This is a genomic window from Tenacibaculum aquaeponti (assembly GCF_052084715.1).
In the GTDB taxonomy this organism is placed as follows: domain Bacteria; phylum Bacteroidota; class Bacteroidia; order Flavobacteriales; family Flavobacteriaceae; genus Polaribacter.
Genome location: NZ_CP197288.1, coordinates 1,748,699 through 1,763,913, shown reverse-complemented (window position 1 = coordinate 1,763,913; position 15,215 = coordinate 1,748,699). Strand labels below are relative to the sequence as shown.

Annotated in this window: 17 protein-coding genes; 5 read left to right on the top strand and 12 right to left on the bottom strand. The window is 29.0% G+C overall.

Features of this window, described 5'->3' with window-relative positions; translation table 11 throughout:
• The first annotated feature begins 146 nt into the window (after nt 1–146).
• Nucleotides 147–1,124 carry a PorP/SprF family type IX secretion system membrane protein gene (locus ACSIGC_RS07815; protein ID WP_442267567.1) on the top strand — a complete coding sequence of 326 codons (978 nt, stop codon included), beginning with the start codon at nt 147–149 and terminating at the stop codon, nt 1,122–1,124.
• On the opposite strand, the gene murI is transcribed toward ACSIGC_RS07815, so the two are convergent.
• The 8 genes from murI to ACSIGC_RS07775 all read right to left on the bottom strand — a co-directional run bounded on the left by murI (nt 1,121) and on the right by ACSIGC_RS07775 (nt 9,084).
• Complete coding sequence (gene murI / locus ACSIGC_RS07810; RefSeq protein ID WP_442267566.1) at nt 1,121–1,915, bottom strand: glutamate racemase; 795 nt, start codon at nt 1,913–1,915, stop codon at nt 1,121–1,123. The genes ACSIGC_RS07815 and murI overlap by 4 nt on opposite strands.
• A 75-nt stretch (nt 1,916–1,990) precedes the next feature.
• Nucleotides 1,991–2,500 carry an OmpH family outer membrane protein gene (locus ACSIGC_RS07805; RefSeq protein WP_442267565.1) on the bottom strand — a complete coding sequence of 170 codons (510 nt, stop codon included), beginning with the start codon at nt 2,498–2,500 and terminating at the stop codon, nt 1,991–1,993.
• 44 nt (nt 2,501–2,544) lie between these two features.
• Entirely contained in the window at nt 2,545–3,351 is an 807-nt protein-coding gene (locus tag ACSIGC_RS07800) for an OmpH family outer membrane protein (RefSeq protein WP_442267564.1), read from the bottom strand.
• 61 nt (nt 3,352–3,412) lie between these two features.
• The gene (gene bamA / locus ACSIGC_RS07795) at nt 3,413–5,971 is read right to left on the bottom strand and encodes an outer membrane protein assembly factor BamA (RefSeq protein ID WP_442267563.1); all 2,559 of its coding nucleotides are present in this window, start codon (nt 5,969–5,971) and stop codon (nt 3,413–3,415) included.
• Nucleotides 5,964–6,716, bottom strand: a complete 753-nt coding sequence (locus ACSIGC_RS07790) for an isoprenyl transferase (protein ID WP_442267562.1) — start codon at nt 6,714–6,716, stop codon at nt 5,964–5,966. The genes bamA and ACSIGC_RS07790 overlap by 8 nt, the downstream gene beginning before the upstream one ends.
• On the bottom strand, nt 6,713–7,393 hold the full coding sequence (locus ACSIGC_RS07785) for a DUF6089 family protein (protein WP_442267561.1): 681 nt from the start codon (nt 7,391–7,393) through the stop codon (nt 6,713–6,715). Before ACSIGC_RS07785 ends, ACSIGC_RS07790 begins: the two co-directional genes overlap by 4 nt.
• A 114-nt stretch (nt 7,394–7,507) precedes the next feature.
• Nucleotides 7,508–8,398, bottom strand: coding sequence for an NAD kinase (locus ACSIGC_RS07780; protein WP_442267560.1), 891 nt, complete (start codon nt 8,396–8,398; stop codon nt 7,508–7,510).
• 26 nt (nt 8,399–8,424) lie between these two features.
• Complete coding sequence (locus tag ACSIGC_RS07775; protein WP_442267559.1) at nt 8,425–9,084, bottom strand: CBS domain-containing protein; 660 nt, start codon at nt 9,082–9,084, stop codon at nt 8,425–8,427.
• A 60-nt stretch (nt 9,085–9,144) separates the two neighbouring features.
• On the opposite strand from ACSIGC_RS07775, the gene ACSIGC_RS07770 reads away from it, so the two are divergent.
• Together ACSIGC_RS07770 and ACSIGC_RS07765 are read left to right on the top strand one after the other, a co-directional pair.
• Nucleotides 9,145–9,858 (top strand): pyridoxine 5'-phosphate synthase, encoded by a 714-nt coding sequence (locus tag ACSIGC_RS07770; protein ID WP_442267558.1) that lies wholly within the window; start codon nt 9,145–9,147, stop codon nt 9,856–9,858.
• Nucleotides 9,858–10,631 carry an alpha/beta fold hydrolase gene (locus ACSIGC_RS07765; RefSeq protein WP_442267557.1) on the top strand — a complete coding sequence of 258 codons (774 nt, stop codon included), beginning with the start codon at nt 9,858–9,860 and terminating at the stop codon, nt 10,629–10,631. Before ACSIGC_RS07770 ends, ACSIGC_RS07765 begins: the two co-directional genes overlap by 1 nt.
• Before the next feature lie 56 nt (nt 10,632–10,687).
• Here the strand turns inward: ACSIGC_RS07765 and ACSIGC_RS07760 are convergent, their stop codons facing one another.
• The 4 genes from ACSIGC_RS07760 to ACSIGC_RS07745 all read right to left on the bottom strand — a co-directional run bounded on the left by ACSIGC_RS07760 (nt 10,688) and on the right by ACSIGC_RS07745 (nt 13,195).
• Complete coding sequence (locus ACSIGC_RS07760; RefSeq protein WP_442267556.1) at nt 10,688–11,392, bottom strand: hypothetical protein; 705 nt, start codon at nt 11,390–11,392, stop codon at nt 10,688–10,690.
• 59 nt (nt 11,393–11,451) lie between these two features.
• Nucleotides 11,452–11,907: a hypothetical protein gene (locus ACSIGC_RS07755; RefSeq protein WP_442267555.1), complete on the bottom strand. Its 456-nt coding sequence runs from the start codon at nt 11,905–11,907 to the stop codon at nt 11,452–11,454.
• Nucleotides 11,908–11,989: 82 nt separating this feature from the next.
• Entirely contained in the window at nt 11,990–12,784 is a 795-nt protein-coding gene (locus tag ACSIGC_RS07750) for a TerC family protein (RefSeq protein ID WP_442267554.1), read from the bottom strand.
• A gap of 153 nt (nt 12,785–12,937) precedes the next feature.
• On the bottom strand, nt 12,938–13,195 hold the full coding sequence (locus ACSIGC_RS07745; protein WP_442267553.1) for a hypothetical protein: 258 nt from the start codon (nt 13,193–13,195) through the stop codon (nt 12,938–12,940).
• A gap of 142 nt (nt 13,196–13,337) precedes the next feature.
• On the opposite strand from ACSIGC_RS07745, the gene ACSIGC_RS07740 reads away from it, so the two are divergent.
• Nucleotides 13,338–13,727 (top strand): hypothetical protein, encoded by a 390-nt coding sequence (locus ACSIGC_RS07740; protein WP_442267552.1) that lies wholly within the window; start codon nt 13,338–13,340, stop codon nt 13,725–13,727.
• Nucleotides 13,728–13,857: 130 nt separating this feature from the next.
• Nucleotides 13,858–15,180 (top strand): trigger factor, encoded by a 1,323-nt coding sequence (tig, locus tag ACSIGC_RS07735; RefSeq protein WP_442267551.1) that lies wholly within the window; start codon nt 13,858–13,860, stop codon nt 15,178–15,180.
• Nucleotides 15,181–15,215 lie beyond the last annotated feature (35 nt).

Here is a 15,215-nt window from a genome sequence, read left to right as displayed (position 1 = left end):
TTTATGTATTGACAAAGTTATAGTCAAAGGGGATTAATTTAAAAGGGCTTATATTTTATAAGCTCTTTTTTTTAAATTGTGTTTAGTGTTAATTTTTAGTATGTTGATTTTAAATCCAATATATTTGCCAACTGTAAATGTTGCAAATGAATATTAAACTACAAATATTAGTTATTTCTCTTCTACTAATGAATCATGTTTCTAATTCTCAAGAAACATTACCAATTTATCAAGATTATCTTTCTGATAATGTGTATTTAGTACATCCAGCCGCTGCTGGAATAGGCGAATGCGGAAAAATTCGTCTAACAGCAAGAGGACAATGGTTAGGTATAAATAATGCACCACAGTTACAAACTTTAAGTTTTCATGCAAAATTTAAAGAAGATTCCAAAGCTGCATTTGGAGCTATTTTGTTCAATGATAGAAACGGATTCCATTCTCAAAAAGCTGTTCAAGGTAGTTATGCATATCATTTGAGTATGAGTAGAGGGGATATATTCAATCAATTATCGTTTGGATTATCTTTATCAATGGTTCAAAATCAAGTCGATCAAAGTACATTTGCTGGTGATCCTGTAGTAAGGCAAATTATTGAAAGTGAATTTTATTTTAATTCAGATTTTGGATTAGCTTATCATTATGGAGGTTTTTCTAGTTATTTAACAATAAAGAATATTTTTTTAACAGCTAAGGATAACTTAAATTCTGAATTTGACGCCTTAAATTTGAGGAATTATATACTAGGTGCTGGATATTATTTTAGTAAAAATGAAAAGTTTCAATTTGAACCTTCATTTATGTTTCAATTTAAAGAACAAACAGGAGAAAAAATTGTTGATTTAAATATGAAATTGTATAAGAAATTAAAAGGTTCTTTACTTTGGGCAGGTATTTCTTACCGATCTTCTTTCGATGGTAATTCTTTCGAAAATGCTCAATATTTTAGTCCTTTATTAGGTGTAAACTTTAAGAGATTTATGTTTTCTTATACATTTACAAAACAATCTGGAAACATTGCTTTTTCAGAGGGAGGATTTCATCAATTATCAGTTGGAATGAACTTATTATGTGCCAAAAGAAGATTAGCTGCCTGTCCTAATATTAACGGGCAATTGTTTTAAAAATCTAATTTTTCTATTAAACTATAATTAACACCATCTAATATGTTTTTTAATACAGTTATATCCTTGTTTGTGTAGAATATATTAGAAACATTATGTTTTATATTATTTAATAGTTTTTTCTGATTTAAGATTCTTTTGGTTTGTCTAGCTACTGCTTCACCTGAATCAATAATATTTATAGAGTTTTTAGTGATTTTTTTTATAGCATTTATTAAATAAGGGTAATGTGTACATCCTAAAACTAAACAATCGATATTTTCTTTAAGCATTGGATGTAAATATGACTCTAAAAGTGAAGTCATTTCTTTCGAATCTACTCTACCTTGCTCAATAAGCTCAACTAAGCCTTCACCAATGCGTTCTATAATCTTAATATCATTATCTATTAAAGACGATGTTTTTTCAAATAATTCACTATTTAAAGTTCCTTTGGTTGCAAGAATACCTATAGTTCTTGTTTTTGTTTGAAGAGAAGCTGGCTTAATGGCTGGTTCTATACCTATAAAAGGAACAGAATAATTAGATCTCAAATATTTTATAGCATTAGTTGTGGCTGTATTACAAGCAACAATAATAAGTTTACATTGTTTATTTATCAGAAATTCTGTGTTTTTTATAGAAAGATGAACAATTTCTTCTTTTGATTTTTGACCATATGGTGCATGTAAACTATCTGCCAAATATATAGTGTCTTCATTTGGCAAAAGTTGTTGAATTTCTTTCCAGATTGATGTTCCTCCAACACCAGAATCGAAAATACCAATAGGTTGATTTGATTTGTTAATCATATTAAAAGCAAAAATAAAAATCCTGCTTAATTTAAGCAGGATTTTTAAATATGGTTTTTAAACTTTAAGTAAGTTTTAGAATCCTAATTTAGCTTTTACAGCATTGTAGATATCTTCTCCTTTATCAAATACGATTAATCCTTTTCCAGGAGCAGAATCTAATACATATACAATACCTTTTTCAGAAGCTACAGCTTTAATTGCATCTTCAGCTTTCTGTAAAATAGGTGCTGTTTTTTCTTTATATTTTTTAGCCATTTCTTGGTTCATAGTTTGCTCTGCTTGAGCAATCTTAGCTCTATCTTGTTGGATTTCTTGAGCTCTTTGAGCATTTACTTCTTTTGTTTGATTTTTCCCCTCAGCATCATATTTTTTAAACTTTGCTTCTAAAGTTTTAAACATTCCTTCAATATCTGCTCTGTATGTTTTTTGTAATTTTTCTAATTCAGCTTTTAACGCCTTAGTTTCTGGCATTTCAGCTAATAATTTATCGGTATTAATATGTGCAGTTTTTTGTGCATTTACCGCTCCACCTAAACCAATCGTAAAAATTGCAACTAATAATAACGTTTTTAAATGTTTCATGTTTGTTTTAATTTAAAATTTTTGTTCTCTTTTCTGTTGTATAATCAGTTTTTATCTTTGCTATTGTTCTCTTCTTGTTTTTTTTTCTCCTCTTTAGCTTTTTTTAAGGCTTCTTTCTTCTCTCTCAATAATCTTCTCTTCTCTTCTCTAGCTTTTAAACGAGCTTCTCTTTTTTCATTAATAGCTTTAAGTTTTGCTTCACGATCAGAAACTTTTTTTTGTTTAATAGCTTCCTTTTTAGCTGCTCTTTGTTTAGCTTCTTCTGATTGACCTTCTTCAGTTAGTAATTTCTTTTTTGCAGCAATTTTGTCTCTTTTGTCTTGTTTTTTTACATCTATTTTAATCAGTTTTAAAACTAGTGAGCTAATATCGTGTTTTTTGTTAGAATATAACATCACTAACTCGCTAGATTTATCAAATACAAAATCATATTTTTTTCTAGAGGCAATAGTTTGTACTGCGTTGTACACTTGATCTTGAATTGGCTGGATTAGTTTTTTTCGTAAAATATACATGTCTCCATCAGGTCCAAAATATAAAGATTCAAGTTTTCTTAATGCTTCTTGTTTTACTTGAATATCCTCTTCTCGTTCTTCAATTAAATCTTGAGTTAAAATAGCCTTTTCATTGGCTAAATCTGTCTTCATCACTTCTATTTGTCTCGCTTCTTTATCAAGATTAGATCTCCATTTAGCTACTTTATCATCTAAAGCATTTTGAGCTTCTATATATTGTGGTATACTCTGTAGAATATAATCCATATCTATATATGCAATTCTCTGATTTTTTTGTGCAACACTTACACCTACTGCAAAAAGTAAAAGAACGAACGTAAAACTTATTTTTTTCATTGTTTATAGTGTATTTAGAAAAAACCGTGCCAAAAAACCGAAACGTTACAAATGTAGTATTTTAGAACTGTCTTCCAATAATAAAATGTGTTTGCCAACCAGATTTTTGAGAGAAACCAGGTAAAGGATCGAACCCGTGAGCAAAATCGATTCCTAGTAATCCAAAAGCAGGCATAAAAATACGCACTCCTAATCCAGCTGAACGCTTTAATTCAAACGGGTTAAATGTACTAAAATTGTCGTAAGCATTACCAGCTTCTAAAAATCCTAATGTGTAAATAGATGCAGAAGGCTTATCTGTAATAGAATATCTTAACTCTAATTGAAATTTATTATATATAGAGCCTCCATCTAAAGAAGATAAACTATTGTTTTCATAACCACGTAAACCTACAATTTCTCTACCATCTAACTGTCCTTGAGCAATTCCATCACCCCCAACGAAATAACGTTCAACAGGAGTTAAGCCAAGTTCATCATTATAAGAACCTAAATAACCAATTTCAAAGTTAGACATCAGGACTAATTTTTTAGCTAAAGCTGTATACCACTTTCCTTTTGCTGATAATTTATAATATTCTAACCATTTAAAACGATCTGCCAAGAAATCTTGTTGTTCAGTAGGAGTTAATCCGTCAGGTTGATCGGATAATTTTTTCCCATTAATTAGAGAGTAAGGTAAGGTAGCTTTTGCTTTTATAGAAAATTCAGAACCGTATGTAGGGAAAATTAAACTTGGTCCAGCTGAATTACGACTTAATACAGCTGTATACGATAGATTATTTAAGTTTCCGTTATTTAGAATAGCGTTAGAAGACCCTACCCTATATGGGAAATCATTTAATCCTATTCTTTGGTAGCTAATGCTCTGTGATAGAGAGAAAAAGTCATCTGGCCATCTTAAACGTTTACCTAAACCTATAGTGGCACCAAAAATATCTAAACTCTGACTTCTATCCACTTCTCTAGTTTGGAAATTAAATCTAAATTGATTTGAGTAAAAAATAGAGAATGATAAAGATTGTGGTTTTTTACCACCTAACCAAGGTTCGGTAAATGAAAAACTATAAGTACTATTTGTTCTACTTGCTTGTAAACGTAAAGATAAGCTTTGTCCGTCTCCCATTGGAAGAGGTTTATAAGCATCTTTGTTTAATATGTTTCTAATAGAGAAGTTATTAAATGATAAACCTAATGTACCAATAAAAGATCCGCCACCAAATCCACCTTGAAGTTCTATTTGACTACCTCCTTTTTCAACAACTGAAAATTCTATATCGGCAGTTTTGTTTGCATAATCTGGTTTTACATCAGGAGTAACATTAGTATCGAAGAATCCTAATTGACCAATTTCACGAATAGATCTAATAATATTTTGTCTGCTAAATAAATCTCCTGGTTTTACTCTTAGCTCTCTATAGATTACATGGTCATTTGTTTTATCATTTCCTACTACAGTAACTTTTCCAATAGTTGCAGGTTCATCTTCTCTAATTCTTATTTCAACTGTAATTGAATCATTTTTAACTTTAGTTTCTACAGCATTTACCGAAGAAAATAAATATCCATTGTTATGATATAATGATTGAATATCTTGAGAATCAGGAGTTCCGTCACCGGAAATTCGTTCTTTTAAAACTTTACCATTATAAACATCTCCTTTTTCTATTCTTAAAAATTGATTTAAAAACTCATCATTATATTTTTTATTACCCACAAAAATGATATCAGAAAATCTATATTGTCTACCTTCTTCAAGTTCTATTTCTAAGTTAATTGTATTATCATCGTTCCAAGTTAAACGATCGTTTAATATTCTAGCATCTCTAAAACCTAATTCACTATAGGTGTCTAAAACAGCTTCTAAATCTTCTTTAAAATCATCTTCAATATATTTTGAAGACTTCCAGAAACGTCCTAAAAACTTTCTTTTTGTATTTTTCATAGCTCCTCTTAACTTTCCATCAGATAAAGCTTTGTTACCTACAAAATCTATATTTTTAATTTTAATGCGATCTCCTTTATCAATATGAATAAACATATCAACAACATTAGTGTCTGTAGTATCTTTTTTAGTAGTTAAAGAAACTTTAGTTTTTAAGAAACCTTTATCGGTATATTTCTTTTTAAAATAATTTCTAGTAGTAACGATTAGGTTATCTGTAACTTGAGTTCCTTTTCGGAGTTCAGCTTCTTTTTGAAGATCTTTAGCTTTAGATTTACTGATTCCAGTAATTTTAATGTTGTTTAATTTAGGTAATTCAACAACATCAAACTGAAGATAAACAGTTTCACCATTAATTTTAGAAAGATATACATCTACTTCACTAAATTGTTTGCTTTCGTAAAGTTTTTTAATTGCACTGGTTAATTTATCTCCTGGTAATTTAATAGGTTGTCCAATTAAAAGTCCTGTGTAAACTTTTACAGTTTCTTCACTAAATTTTTGTAATCCAGTAACTGTAATCCCACCAAGAATATAATCTTTTCCTCTTTCGTAATTTATTTTACTCTTAGTATCCTTTTTTACAGGATTGATTGTATCTTTTGGTGATTCTTGAGCGTTAGCAATTGCTGTTAAAGCAATAAAAAAAACTGTAAAAAATAAATTTTTATACATTGGTATCAATCTGTTCACTTGTCTTTCCAAATCTTCGTTCTCTGTTTTGATAGTCTATTATAGCATCGAATAAATGATCCTTTCTGAAGTCAGGCCAAAGAGTATCAGTAAAGTATAGTTCTGCATAGGCCATTTGCCATAACAAAAAATTACTAATTCTTTGTTCCCCACTTGTGCGTATCATTAAATCAACGTCGGGCAAATTAAATGTATATAAATGACTATTTATAATTTTTTCGTCAATTTTTTTTATATCAATTTCGTTATTAACAACTTTTTTAGATATGTTTTTGATTGCATTAACAATTTCTTCCCTACTACCGTAACTTAGTGCAAACGTTAGTGTTATTTTAGAGTTTTTGCTAGTTTCTCCTATTACTTCTTGAAGCACTTTTTGAGCTTTTTTGGGTAGTTGATCTGTAGCGCCAATACTATTTACTCTAATATTATTTTTATGAAAATCGGGAACTTCTTTTTTTAATGAAGTAATAAGTAAGCTCATTAAAGCATCCACTTCTAATTTAGGTCTGTTCCAATTTTCAGTAGAAAAAGCATATAAAGTGATGTATTTTGTACCAATTTCACTTGCAGCCGCTACGGCTTCTCTAACAGCAGTTAAGGCATTTCGATGTCCAAAAACACGTTGCATTCCCTTTTTTTTAGCCCAACGACCATTACCATCCATAATAATGGCGATATGATTTGGAACTTTATTTAGGTTAATACGTTGTAGTTTTTCACTCATAAATTATTCTGATCGGCATAACATGCAGGTCTTCCAAATGTATATACAATAGAAAAACCTGTAAAGGTGTAAAAATCATTACCATTTCCTCCAAAATCAAGAGATGGTATTGAATTAGTTGTATAATCTATATCATCATCAAATGTTAAACGAACAGCAACTTCTAATCCGTAAGCTAAATGATCTGATATTCTTCCTTTAATTCCAACTCCTAAAGGAATTGCATAAGAAAATTTGTTTGTCAATAATATATTTGTGCCTTCTTGTCTTTTAGGGGTTTGATAATTATTACCAGCAACTTGTGCTAAAATGTAAGGCGTGAATGATTGTTCTCGTATTCTAATGTTATAATCAAAAAAGTTAAACTCAAGACCAATTGCTAGTTCATGTACAGTGTTAGATGTACTATAACCTCTTTGTTGTCTAAACAAGTTATCAGAGTCAGCATCAACGCCAATAACAGGTATGTAATTATAATTACCCCTTAGAGCAATTCTAGGGTTTAAATTATACTTATAAACAAGTCCTCCTGCAAGTTGGTTAGGTAACACGTAATTAGTTGCCCCTACATCTCCAATTAAATTAGAACCACCTAGGAAAAAGCCAATTTCGTGAATTTGCGAAAATGAAATACTTGAAATACAAGTTACTAATAATGTTAAAATATACCTTTTCATCTATTGAAAGCGTGCAAATATATGGAATTGAATTTGCTTTAAAAAGTTAATAATCTGTCTTTTTTGATTAACTTCCTTTTTGAAGAATTATTGTAAAAGTTTATGTTAAACAACTTACTTGTTTCTAGTGTCTTCCCCCCAAAGTAATTTTTGACGAAGAGTTTTTAGATAAGATTGATTTTCTAAAAGAATAGTTTTTACAGTAAAAGGAGCTTTCTGAATTTGAACAATAGTTTCTTGAGGTACTGTTGTTATTCGAGAGTCTAAAGAGATTAAAAAATCTTTTTCTCGTGCACTAATTTCTAATTGAATATTTGTTTTCTCTGGTATTATTATTGGTCTAGCATTTAAATTGTGTGGTGCAATAGGTGTTATAACTAAACTCGATGAGTTAGGTGAGATTACGGGTCCGCCACAGCTTAATGAATATCCTGTAGAGCCAGTAGGGGTAGATATAATTAAACCATCTGCCCAATAATTAGTTAGGTATTCTTCATTTAAATAAGTTTTAATACCTATCATAGAGGTGGTATTTCTTCTAGCTATTGTAACTTCGTTTAAAGCAAAATTTAATTCTGAAAAGGTTGCAGTTTCAGGAGTTGTTTTTATTTCTAATAAAGATCTTTCTTGTAAAGTGTATTTTCCTTCCATTATAGAAGCGACAGCTTCTTTTATTTCTTTTTTTTGTACGGTAGCTAAGAAACCTAATCTTCCTGTGTTAATTCCTAAAATAGGAATGTTTAAACTTCTGATATAAGTAACCGCTCTTAAGATTGTTCCGTCTCCACCTACTGTAAATAGCATGTCGAAAGAATCTGACAAATCATTAAAATGAGAAAAAACAGGATATTTTTTATTTAAAATATTATTCTCAACAAGAAGATTGTAATATTCTTCTTCAATGAAAACTACAATGTTGTTTTTTTCAAGACATTTTATAAGTGTTTTAACTTCTTGTTCTGCATTTAAAGAATACGATTGTGCGTATATAGCTACTTTTTTCAATTGTTCTAATATTATTAGTTAGAGAATTACATATCTAAGTATTTTCTTAAATAATTAGCTCTGTCTTTTAATTCTTCTAAATATGAGTCATCTTCGTGTTGAGAAACTACACTGTAATCATATCTTCTGAAGGTTTGAATAACTTCATTCATTTCTTCTGAAGATAATTTTATTGTAATTTCCACATTATCTACATTTTCTTTAGATACATATAAACCTAATAACTTTGCTTTATTACTTTCAACAATTTGAGAAACCTGACTCATGGAAAAATCTGATTTTGATTTAGCTACAATTAAAGTTTCATTGTCCTGATGCATAAAAGGACTGTCTGTAAAAACATCTAAAATATCACGTAAATCATAATAACCTATGTAGTTTTGGTTTTCATCTAAAACAGGAATGATGTTACAATCATTCTCAGCAAATAAAGTTATTAAATCTAGTAGTGTGGTTTTTGTATTTGTATGAAATTGATGAAGAAGATGTGTGTATTCTGAAAGTTTAACTTCTTTGTTTTCTGTAGTTTGAATATCATCTTCAGCGAAACAACCAATCAACTTATTATTTACAACTATTGGAATATGTGTAATTGGTAAATTTTTGCACAAATCATAAGCTTTAAACACAGAATCGTTTAGTGTTAGTGCCTTAATTTCTTTTAGGATATAATCGGTTATATTCATTATTACGAATATAGTTTAAAAACTTTTAATACATTATTTTTGTACTCTTAAAATACAATAATGACAAAGTTAAGCGTAAATATTAATAAGATTGCTACGTTACGAAATTCTAGAGGTGGTAACATTCCTGATTTGTTAAAAGTAGCATCAGATATTCAAGATTTTGGAGCAGATGGAATAACAATTCATCCAAGGCCAGATGAACGTCATATTCGATATCAAGATGCTTATGATTTAAAACCTGTAGTTGTTACAGAATATAATATTGAAGGAAATCCGATTCAAAAATTTAAAGATTTAGTCCTAAAAATACAACCGACTCAAGTAACATTAGTGCCTGATGGAGAAGATGTGTTAACTTCTAATGCAGGTTGGGATACTATAAAGCATCAATCATATTTGAGAGATATTATTTCAGAATTTAAAGATGCTGGTATACGAACTTCTATTTTTATAGAAACAGATTTAAATTTAATCGAAGCGGCTGCAACAACTGGTACAGACAGAATTGAATTGTATACAGAGAATTTTGCTGCTGAGTTTGCTAAAGGAAATAAAGATGCGGTTAAACCTTATACAGAAGCAGCTAAATTAGCAAGTCAGCTCGGATTAGGAATTAATGCTGGACATGATTTGAATTTAGAAAATATAAAGTTCTTTAAAGAAAACATACCCAATTTAGCAGAAGTTTCTATTGGTCATGCGTTAATCTCTGAAAGCATTTATTTAGGGATTGAAAATGTGGTTAATTTATATTTAGATCGTCTTAAATAATGAGTGAGATCTTACATAGTAAAGTGGTTGGAGAAGGGAAACCTTTATTGATTTTACATGGTTTTTTTGGTATGGGTGATAACTGGAAAAGTCATGCAAATAAGTTTGCGGAAGATGGTTTTCAGGTTCATTTAATTGATCAAAGAAACCATGGTAGAAGTTTTCATTCAGATGATTTTAATTATGAGTTATTGGTAGAAGATTTGTTAACTTATATTGAGAATAACAATTTTACTAAAGTAGATTTAATTGGGCATTCTATGGGAGGAAAAACAGCAATGCTGTTTGCTACAGAATATCCAGAATTGATTAATAAGTTAATTGTTGCCGATATTGCTCCAAAAGAATACCCGCCACATCATCAAGATATTATTAAGGCTTTAGAGTCTGTTGATTTTGAAAAGCATAATTCTAGAAAATTAATTGATGAAAAATTAAGTGAGTTAATTTCAGAAGTTGGTGTACGTCAATTCATTTTAAAAAATACCTACAGAAAAACAAAAGATCAATTAGCGTTTCGTTTTAATTTGAAGTCTTTGTCTGAGAATTATCATGAAATAGTTAAACCGTTACCGTCATTTACAGTTTTTGATGGAGAAACTTTGTTTTTAAGAGGAGGGAATTCTGGTTATGTTTTAGATGAAGATGGTTTTTTAATTAAAGCACATTTTCCTAAAGCTGAAATTAAAACAGTTCCTAATGCAGGACATTGGCTACATGCAGAAAATCCAAAAGATTTTTATAAAGAATCATTTACTTTTTTAAATAAATAACCTTGGCAAAGGCCAAGGTTATTTCTGAAAAGTGCCCAAAGGGCGGGCAAGGAAACTTATCCTCTGAAATTTTCTCTTCTTTCTCTCTTGTCTTCATTCATTTCTTTATAATCTTCCTTTAATTCTTTTTTTGTGGAAGTAATATCTGCTTGCATAGTTTTTGCAAATTCATTTAATAATTTTGAATTTGTCATTAGTTTACGTTTACCAGATGCTCTTTTTGCTAAAAAGTTAAAAGCTTTGATTTTATTATAAATTTCTTTTTGACGTTCAGTTCTAGCAATCTGAGTTTTTAAATCTCTTTTATCGTCAATTAAATCTCTACGATCATCATTTTTGTCTCGTTTTTCGTCACGAAACTCTCTTCTGTTTTTTACTGAGTTTCTTCTTAGGACATCGCGTTTAGATCTATTGAATTCTCTTTTAGAATTTCTTAATTCAGTTTTACTTTGTTTTAATTCAATTCTATCTTGTTCAATTTTACGTTCACTTTGTTTGATTTCTCTTTTCATGTCAGAAAGGATGTCAATTTTCAGTGTTTTAACAAGTTTAGTGTTGTGATTTATAAAAGCATCTTCGAAAGCAATTATCTTTTTTTCAAATGCTTCTAATTGACGAATATCTTTTTGCAACTGTTTCTTCCCTGTGGCAATTGCATATTTATTGTCAAGTTTTTCTTTTTTGTCTTTAAAATTCTGAGCGTTTGTTAAAGAACAGGTAAGACTAAAAAATGCTACCATTATAATTTTCAATGTCTTCATAATTCCTTATTTTGTTACTAAGACAATTAAAAATCAAAAAGGTTTAAAAGAGAAAAAAATTATTCAACAAAAATATTGTAGGTGTTGTTTTTAATTTCAAAATCTGTGTTTTCTATTTTGATATCATTAATCTCTACAGTGGAAGGACAGCAACCGTCTGAATTAATAACTTTTGCGTTTGCAGAAATATGAAAAGAATCTACATCAGATAATTTTACAGCGTATTTTAAAATTTCAGATTTTGAAATAAAATTTTCAATATATAAAGTGTATGTAGTAGTATCTATAAAGGTGTCTATAGCAGTATTGTCATTCTCTCTGATAATATTTATGTCGTCTTTGGAGATTGTGTTATTTTGAATTAAATTTTCGTTTGAATTTTTATCAATTAATTTAAAACTGAAATTAAAAGAATTAGGACAGTAAATGACTGCATCAAAAGTATCATTGCAATCTCCGTTTGAATTGCACGATTGTAAAATTATAATGGTAAATAGTAAAAAAAACTTTTTCATTTTAATAGTGTTTAATATGTATATAAATAGATATTAAACATAAATAAAGGTTGCGTTCTTTTTATTATTAAAAAGTAATTATTTAATGATTATTTTGAGTGAGTTTTTTCTGGTAACGCCCTTGGACAACATCTGATATAATAAGTATTGTAATAACAAAATAAAAAGTTGTTTTACTCATAGGTTCAACTGGGTTTCCAAATAGTTTTATATGAGCTAAATGCCCTCCTTCTGTTACTAGCATTATACCTACAATTAAAAGAATGAAAAGTCCAAGTACTTCATACATTCTGTTTTTTGCTAAGAAATTAGATACTCTATCTGCTAAAACTAACATTAGTAAACCGCTAATAACAATTGCAATAGCCATTACAATAAAAGCAGTAGTAGAATTTTTCATGCTACTTGTTAAACCTATTGCTGCTAAAATAGAGTCAAAAGAAAAAACAAGATTCATGATAACGATGCTAACGATGGCAGCATTAGCTGTTTTTTTTCCGTTTCCTTCTGCTTCAGGATCGTGATTTAAATTTTTAACACCTATCATGTGCCAAATTTCTTTTATAGCTGTATATATGATGAAACCACCACCAACTAAAACAATAATACTATGACCATTAAAAGCAAATTCAACGATGTCTTTTGCTCCTCCACTTAACCAAGAAAAAGGAGTTTGGAAAAAGTCTATAATAGAAATCAAAACAAAAAGAAGCACAATTCTTAAAGCGATTGCAATTAAAACACCTGTTTTACGAACCCTTTTTCTATCAGCTTCTGGGGCTTTTTTAGATTCTAAAGAAATATATAATAAGTTATCGAATCCTAAAACAGCTTGTAAAAAAACTAGCATTAAAAGAGTGAAAATAATTCCAACCATAATAAGAAAATCTTTTTTTAATTTTTTTTGCTAATTTATACTAAATATGCAAGCGATCAAATTTAATGTAGAATTTTGTTAAACAAAAACGAGACTAATAAACATAAGTCTACTGTCTCGTTGCTCCCCCGTCCTTATTAAGTTACGAAAACTTCAAGGGATTTTTTTGTTTATTTTGTTTGTAATTATGTCAATACTGTTGTTAATTGTTTGTTTTTCTTCTAAAAACTTTTCGAAAACTAATAATATTGCTTTAGCAATTATCATGTTTTTTCGTTTCCCTGAATAAACCTTTTGTATCATTTCTAAAGAAAAGTGATAGCCAAGTTCTGATAGATGGCTTTTTACTTTTTCTCGATACTTTGGAGGTTTTATTTTTTCTAATTCTTTTCGTTGCAAATCTGTTATCATAAAAACTTTACATGTTTTTAAATTTTGAAAAGCACTTTGCTCTATATTTGTACGAACTTTGTACTAAATTCCATTACAAAGTTATGAACAAAATTCTAAAAACAAAAACAAAATTCTAATTATTTAGAAAAAAGTTACTTTTATGAGCGATTTTATTGATGAAACATACAAAAGAGTTGAAGAGATAATCGTAAATAAAAACATGAATATTAGATCTTTTGAAGATAAAATTTCAGTATCAAATAACTCAATAGGTACTGCAATTAGGAGAAAAGCTTCTTTTAAAAGTAATGTGTTGAACAAAATTCTAAATTCATTTCCAGATATCAATCCAACTTGGTTGTTAACAGGAAGAGGAAATATGTTTGTTACTGATGTTATAAATACAGAGATTAGTGAACCAAAAGAGAATTATGAAATAAAAAAAACTTCAAAGTTAAAAACAGAATTAATTCAATTACTAATTGAAGATGATGAAGTTAAAAACATTTTATTTCATGAATTAAAACAGTTTTTAAAAGAAAAAAAATAAAAAATGAGATTCTATTAAAATCTTACATGCACTTTATGTGGTTTTTTTCTTTTTCAGTAAATAAAACTCTTGGTTCTCAAGAAGAAAAGTATTAATTTTGCACCCAATTTTTTAAGAAGATAGTCATAACATGAATATTACAAAAGAGAATATAGATGCGTTAAACGCTGTTGTAAAAGTTGATATCGTAGCTGAAGATTACAAAGATAAGGTTGCTGAAGTTCTTAATGATTATAGAAAAAAAGCAAATATTCCTGGGTTTAGAAAAGGTCATGTACCAATGGGAATGGTAAAGAAGCAATACGGTAAATCCGTAATGATTGATGAAGTAAATAAGCTTTTACAAGAGAGTTTAAACAAGTTTTTAGTAGAAGAGAAATTAGATATTCTTGGTAATCCATTACCGATTGTTAAGGATGATTTTTCTTGGGATACAGATCAATTCACTTTTGAATTTGAATTAGGTTTAGCTCCTGAATTTAGTGTTGATTTAGAAGGTAAAAACAAAATCAATGAATATAAGATTGTAGCTACTGATGAATTAATTGATAAAGAGGTTGAAAATATTCAAACTCGTTACGGAAAATTAATCGCTCAAGAAGTTGCTGAAGAGCATTCTAATGTTACTGGAACTTTTGTTAATGAAGAAAAAGGAATTAACAAAAAATCAACTTTCTTAGTAAATGATTTAAAAGGAAAGAAAAACGAGAAGAAATTAATCGGAGCAAAAGCAGGTGATGTAATTGAATTAGAGACTAAGAAACTTTTCGAAGAAGATTTCAAGTTGCAGCAAGTTTTAGGTGTTTCTAACGAAGATGCTAAAGATTTAGATATAAAAGTTACTTTTACAGTAGAAGAAGTTAACAAAACTGAGTTAGCAGAATTAGATCAAGAGTTATTTGATAAGTTATTTGCTGATGGTAGCGTTAAAACTGTTACTGAGTTAAAAGATAAAATTAAGGAAGATGCTGAAAAGCAATTCCAACAACAAGCAGATCAACAATTATTAAATGCAGTTACAGAGCATTTAATCGAGAATACTAAATTTGATTTACCTGAAACGTTCTTACAAAAGTGGTTACAAACTGCTGGAGAGAAAGAATTAACTTTAGAAGAAGCTAAAGAAGAGTATTCAAAATCTGAAAAAGGTTTACGTTACCAATTAATCGAAGGAAAGATTATGAAAGATAACGGAATCAATTTAGATTATGCTGAGTTGTTAGACTACGCAAAAGGATTTATTAAAGCTCAAATGGCTCAATTTGGAAACATGAATCCAGAAGAGGAAGAGTTAAATAACATCGCAGGTAGAGTTTTAGCTAACCAAGAAGAAGCACAACGTTTACAAACGCAATTACTTTCTCAAAAACTTTTAGGTTTCTTTAAAGAGAATATGAAGTTTAAGAGTAAAGAAGTTTCTTACGAAGATTTCATTAAAGAAGTTTATAAGTAAAACTGTAATATAATATATTCAAAATTGAAAGCGAG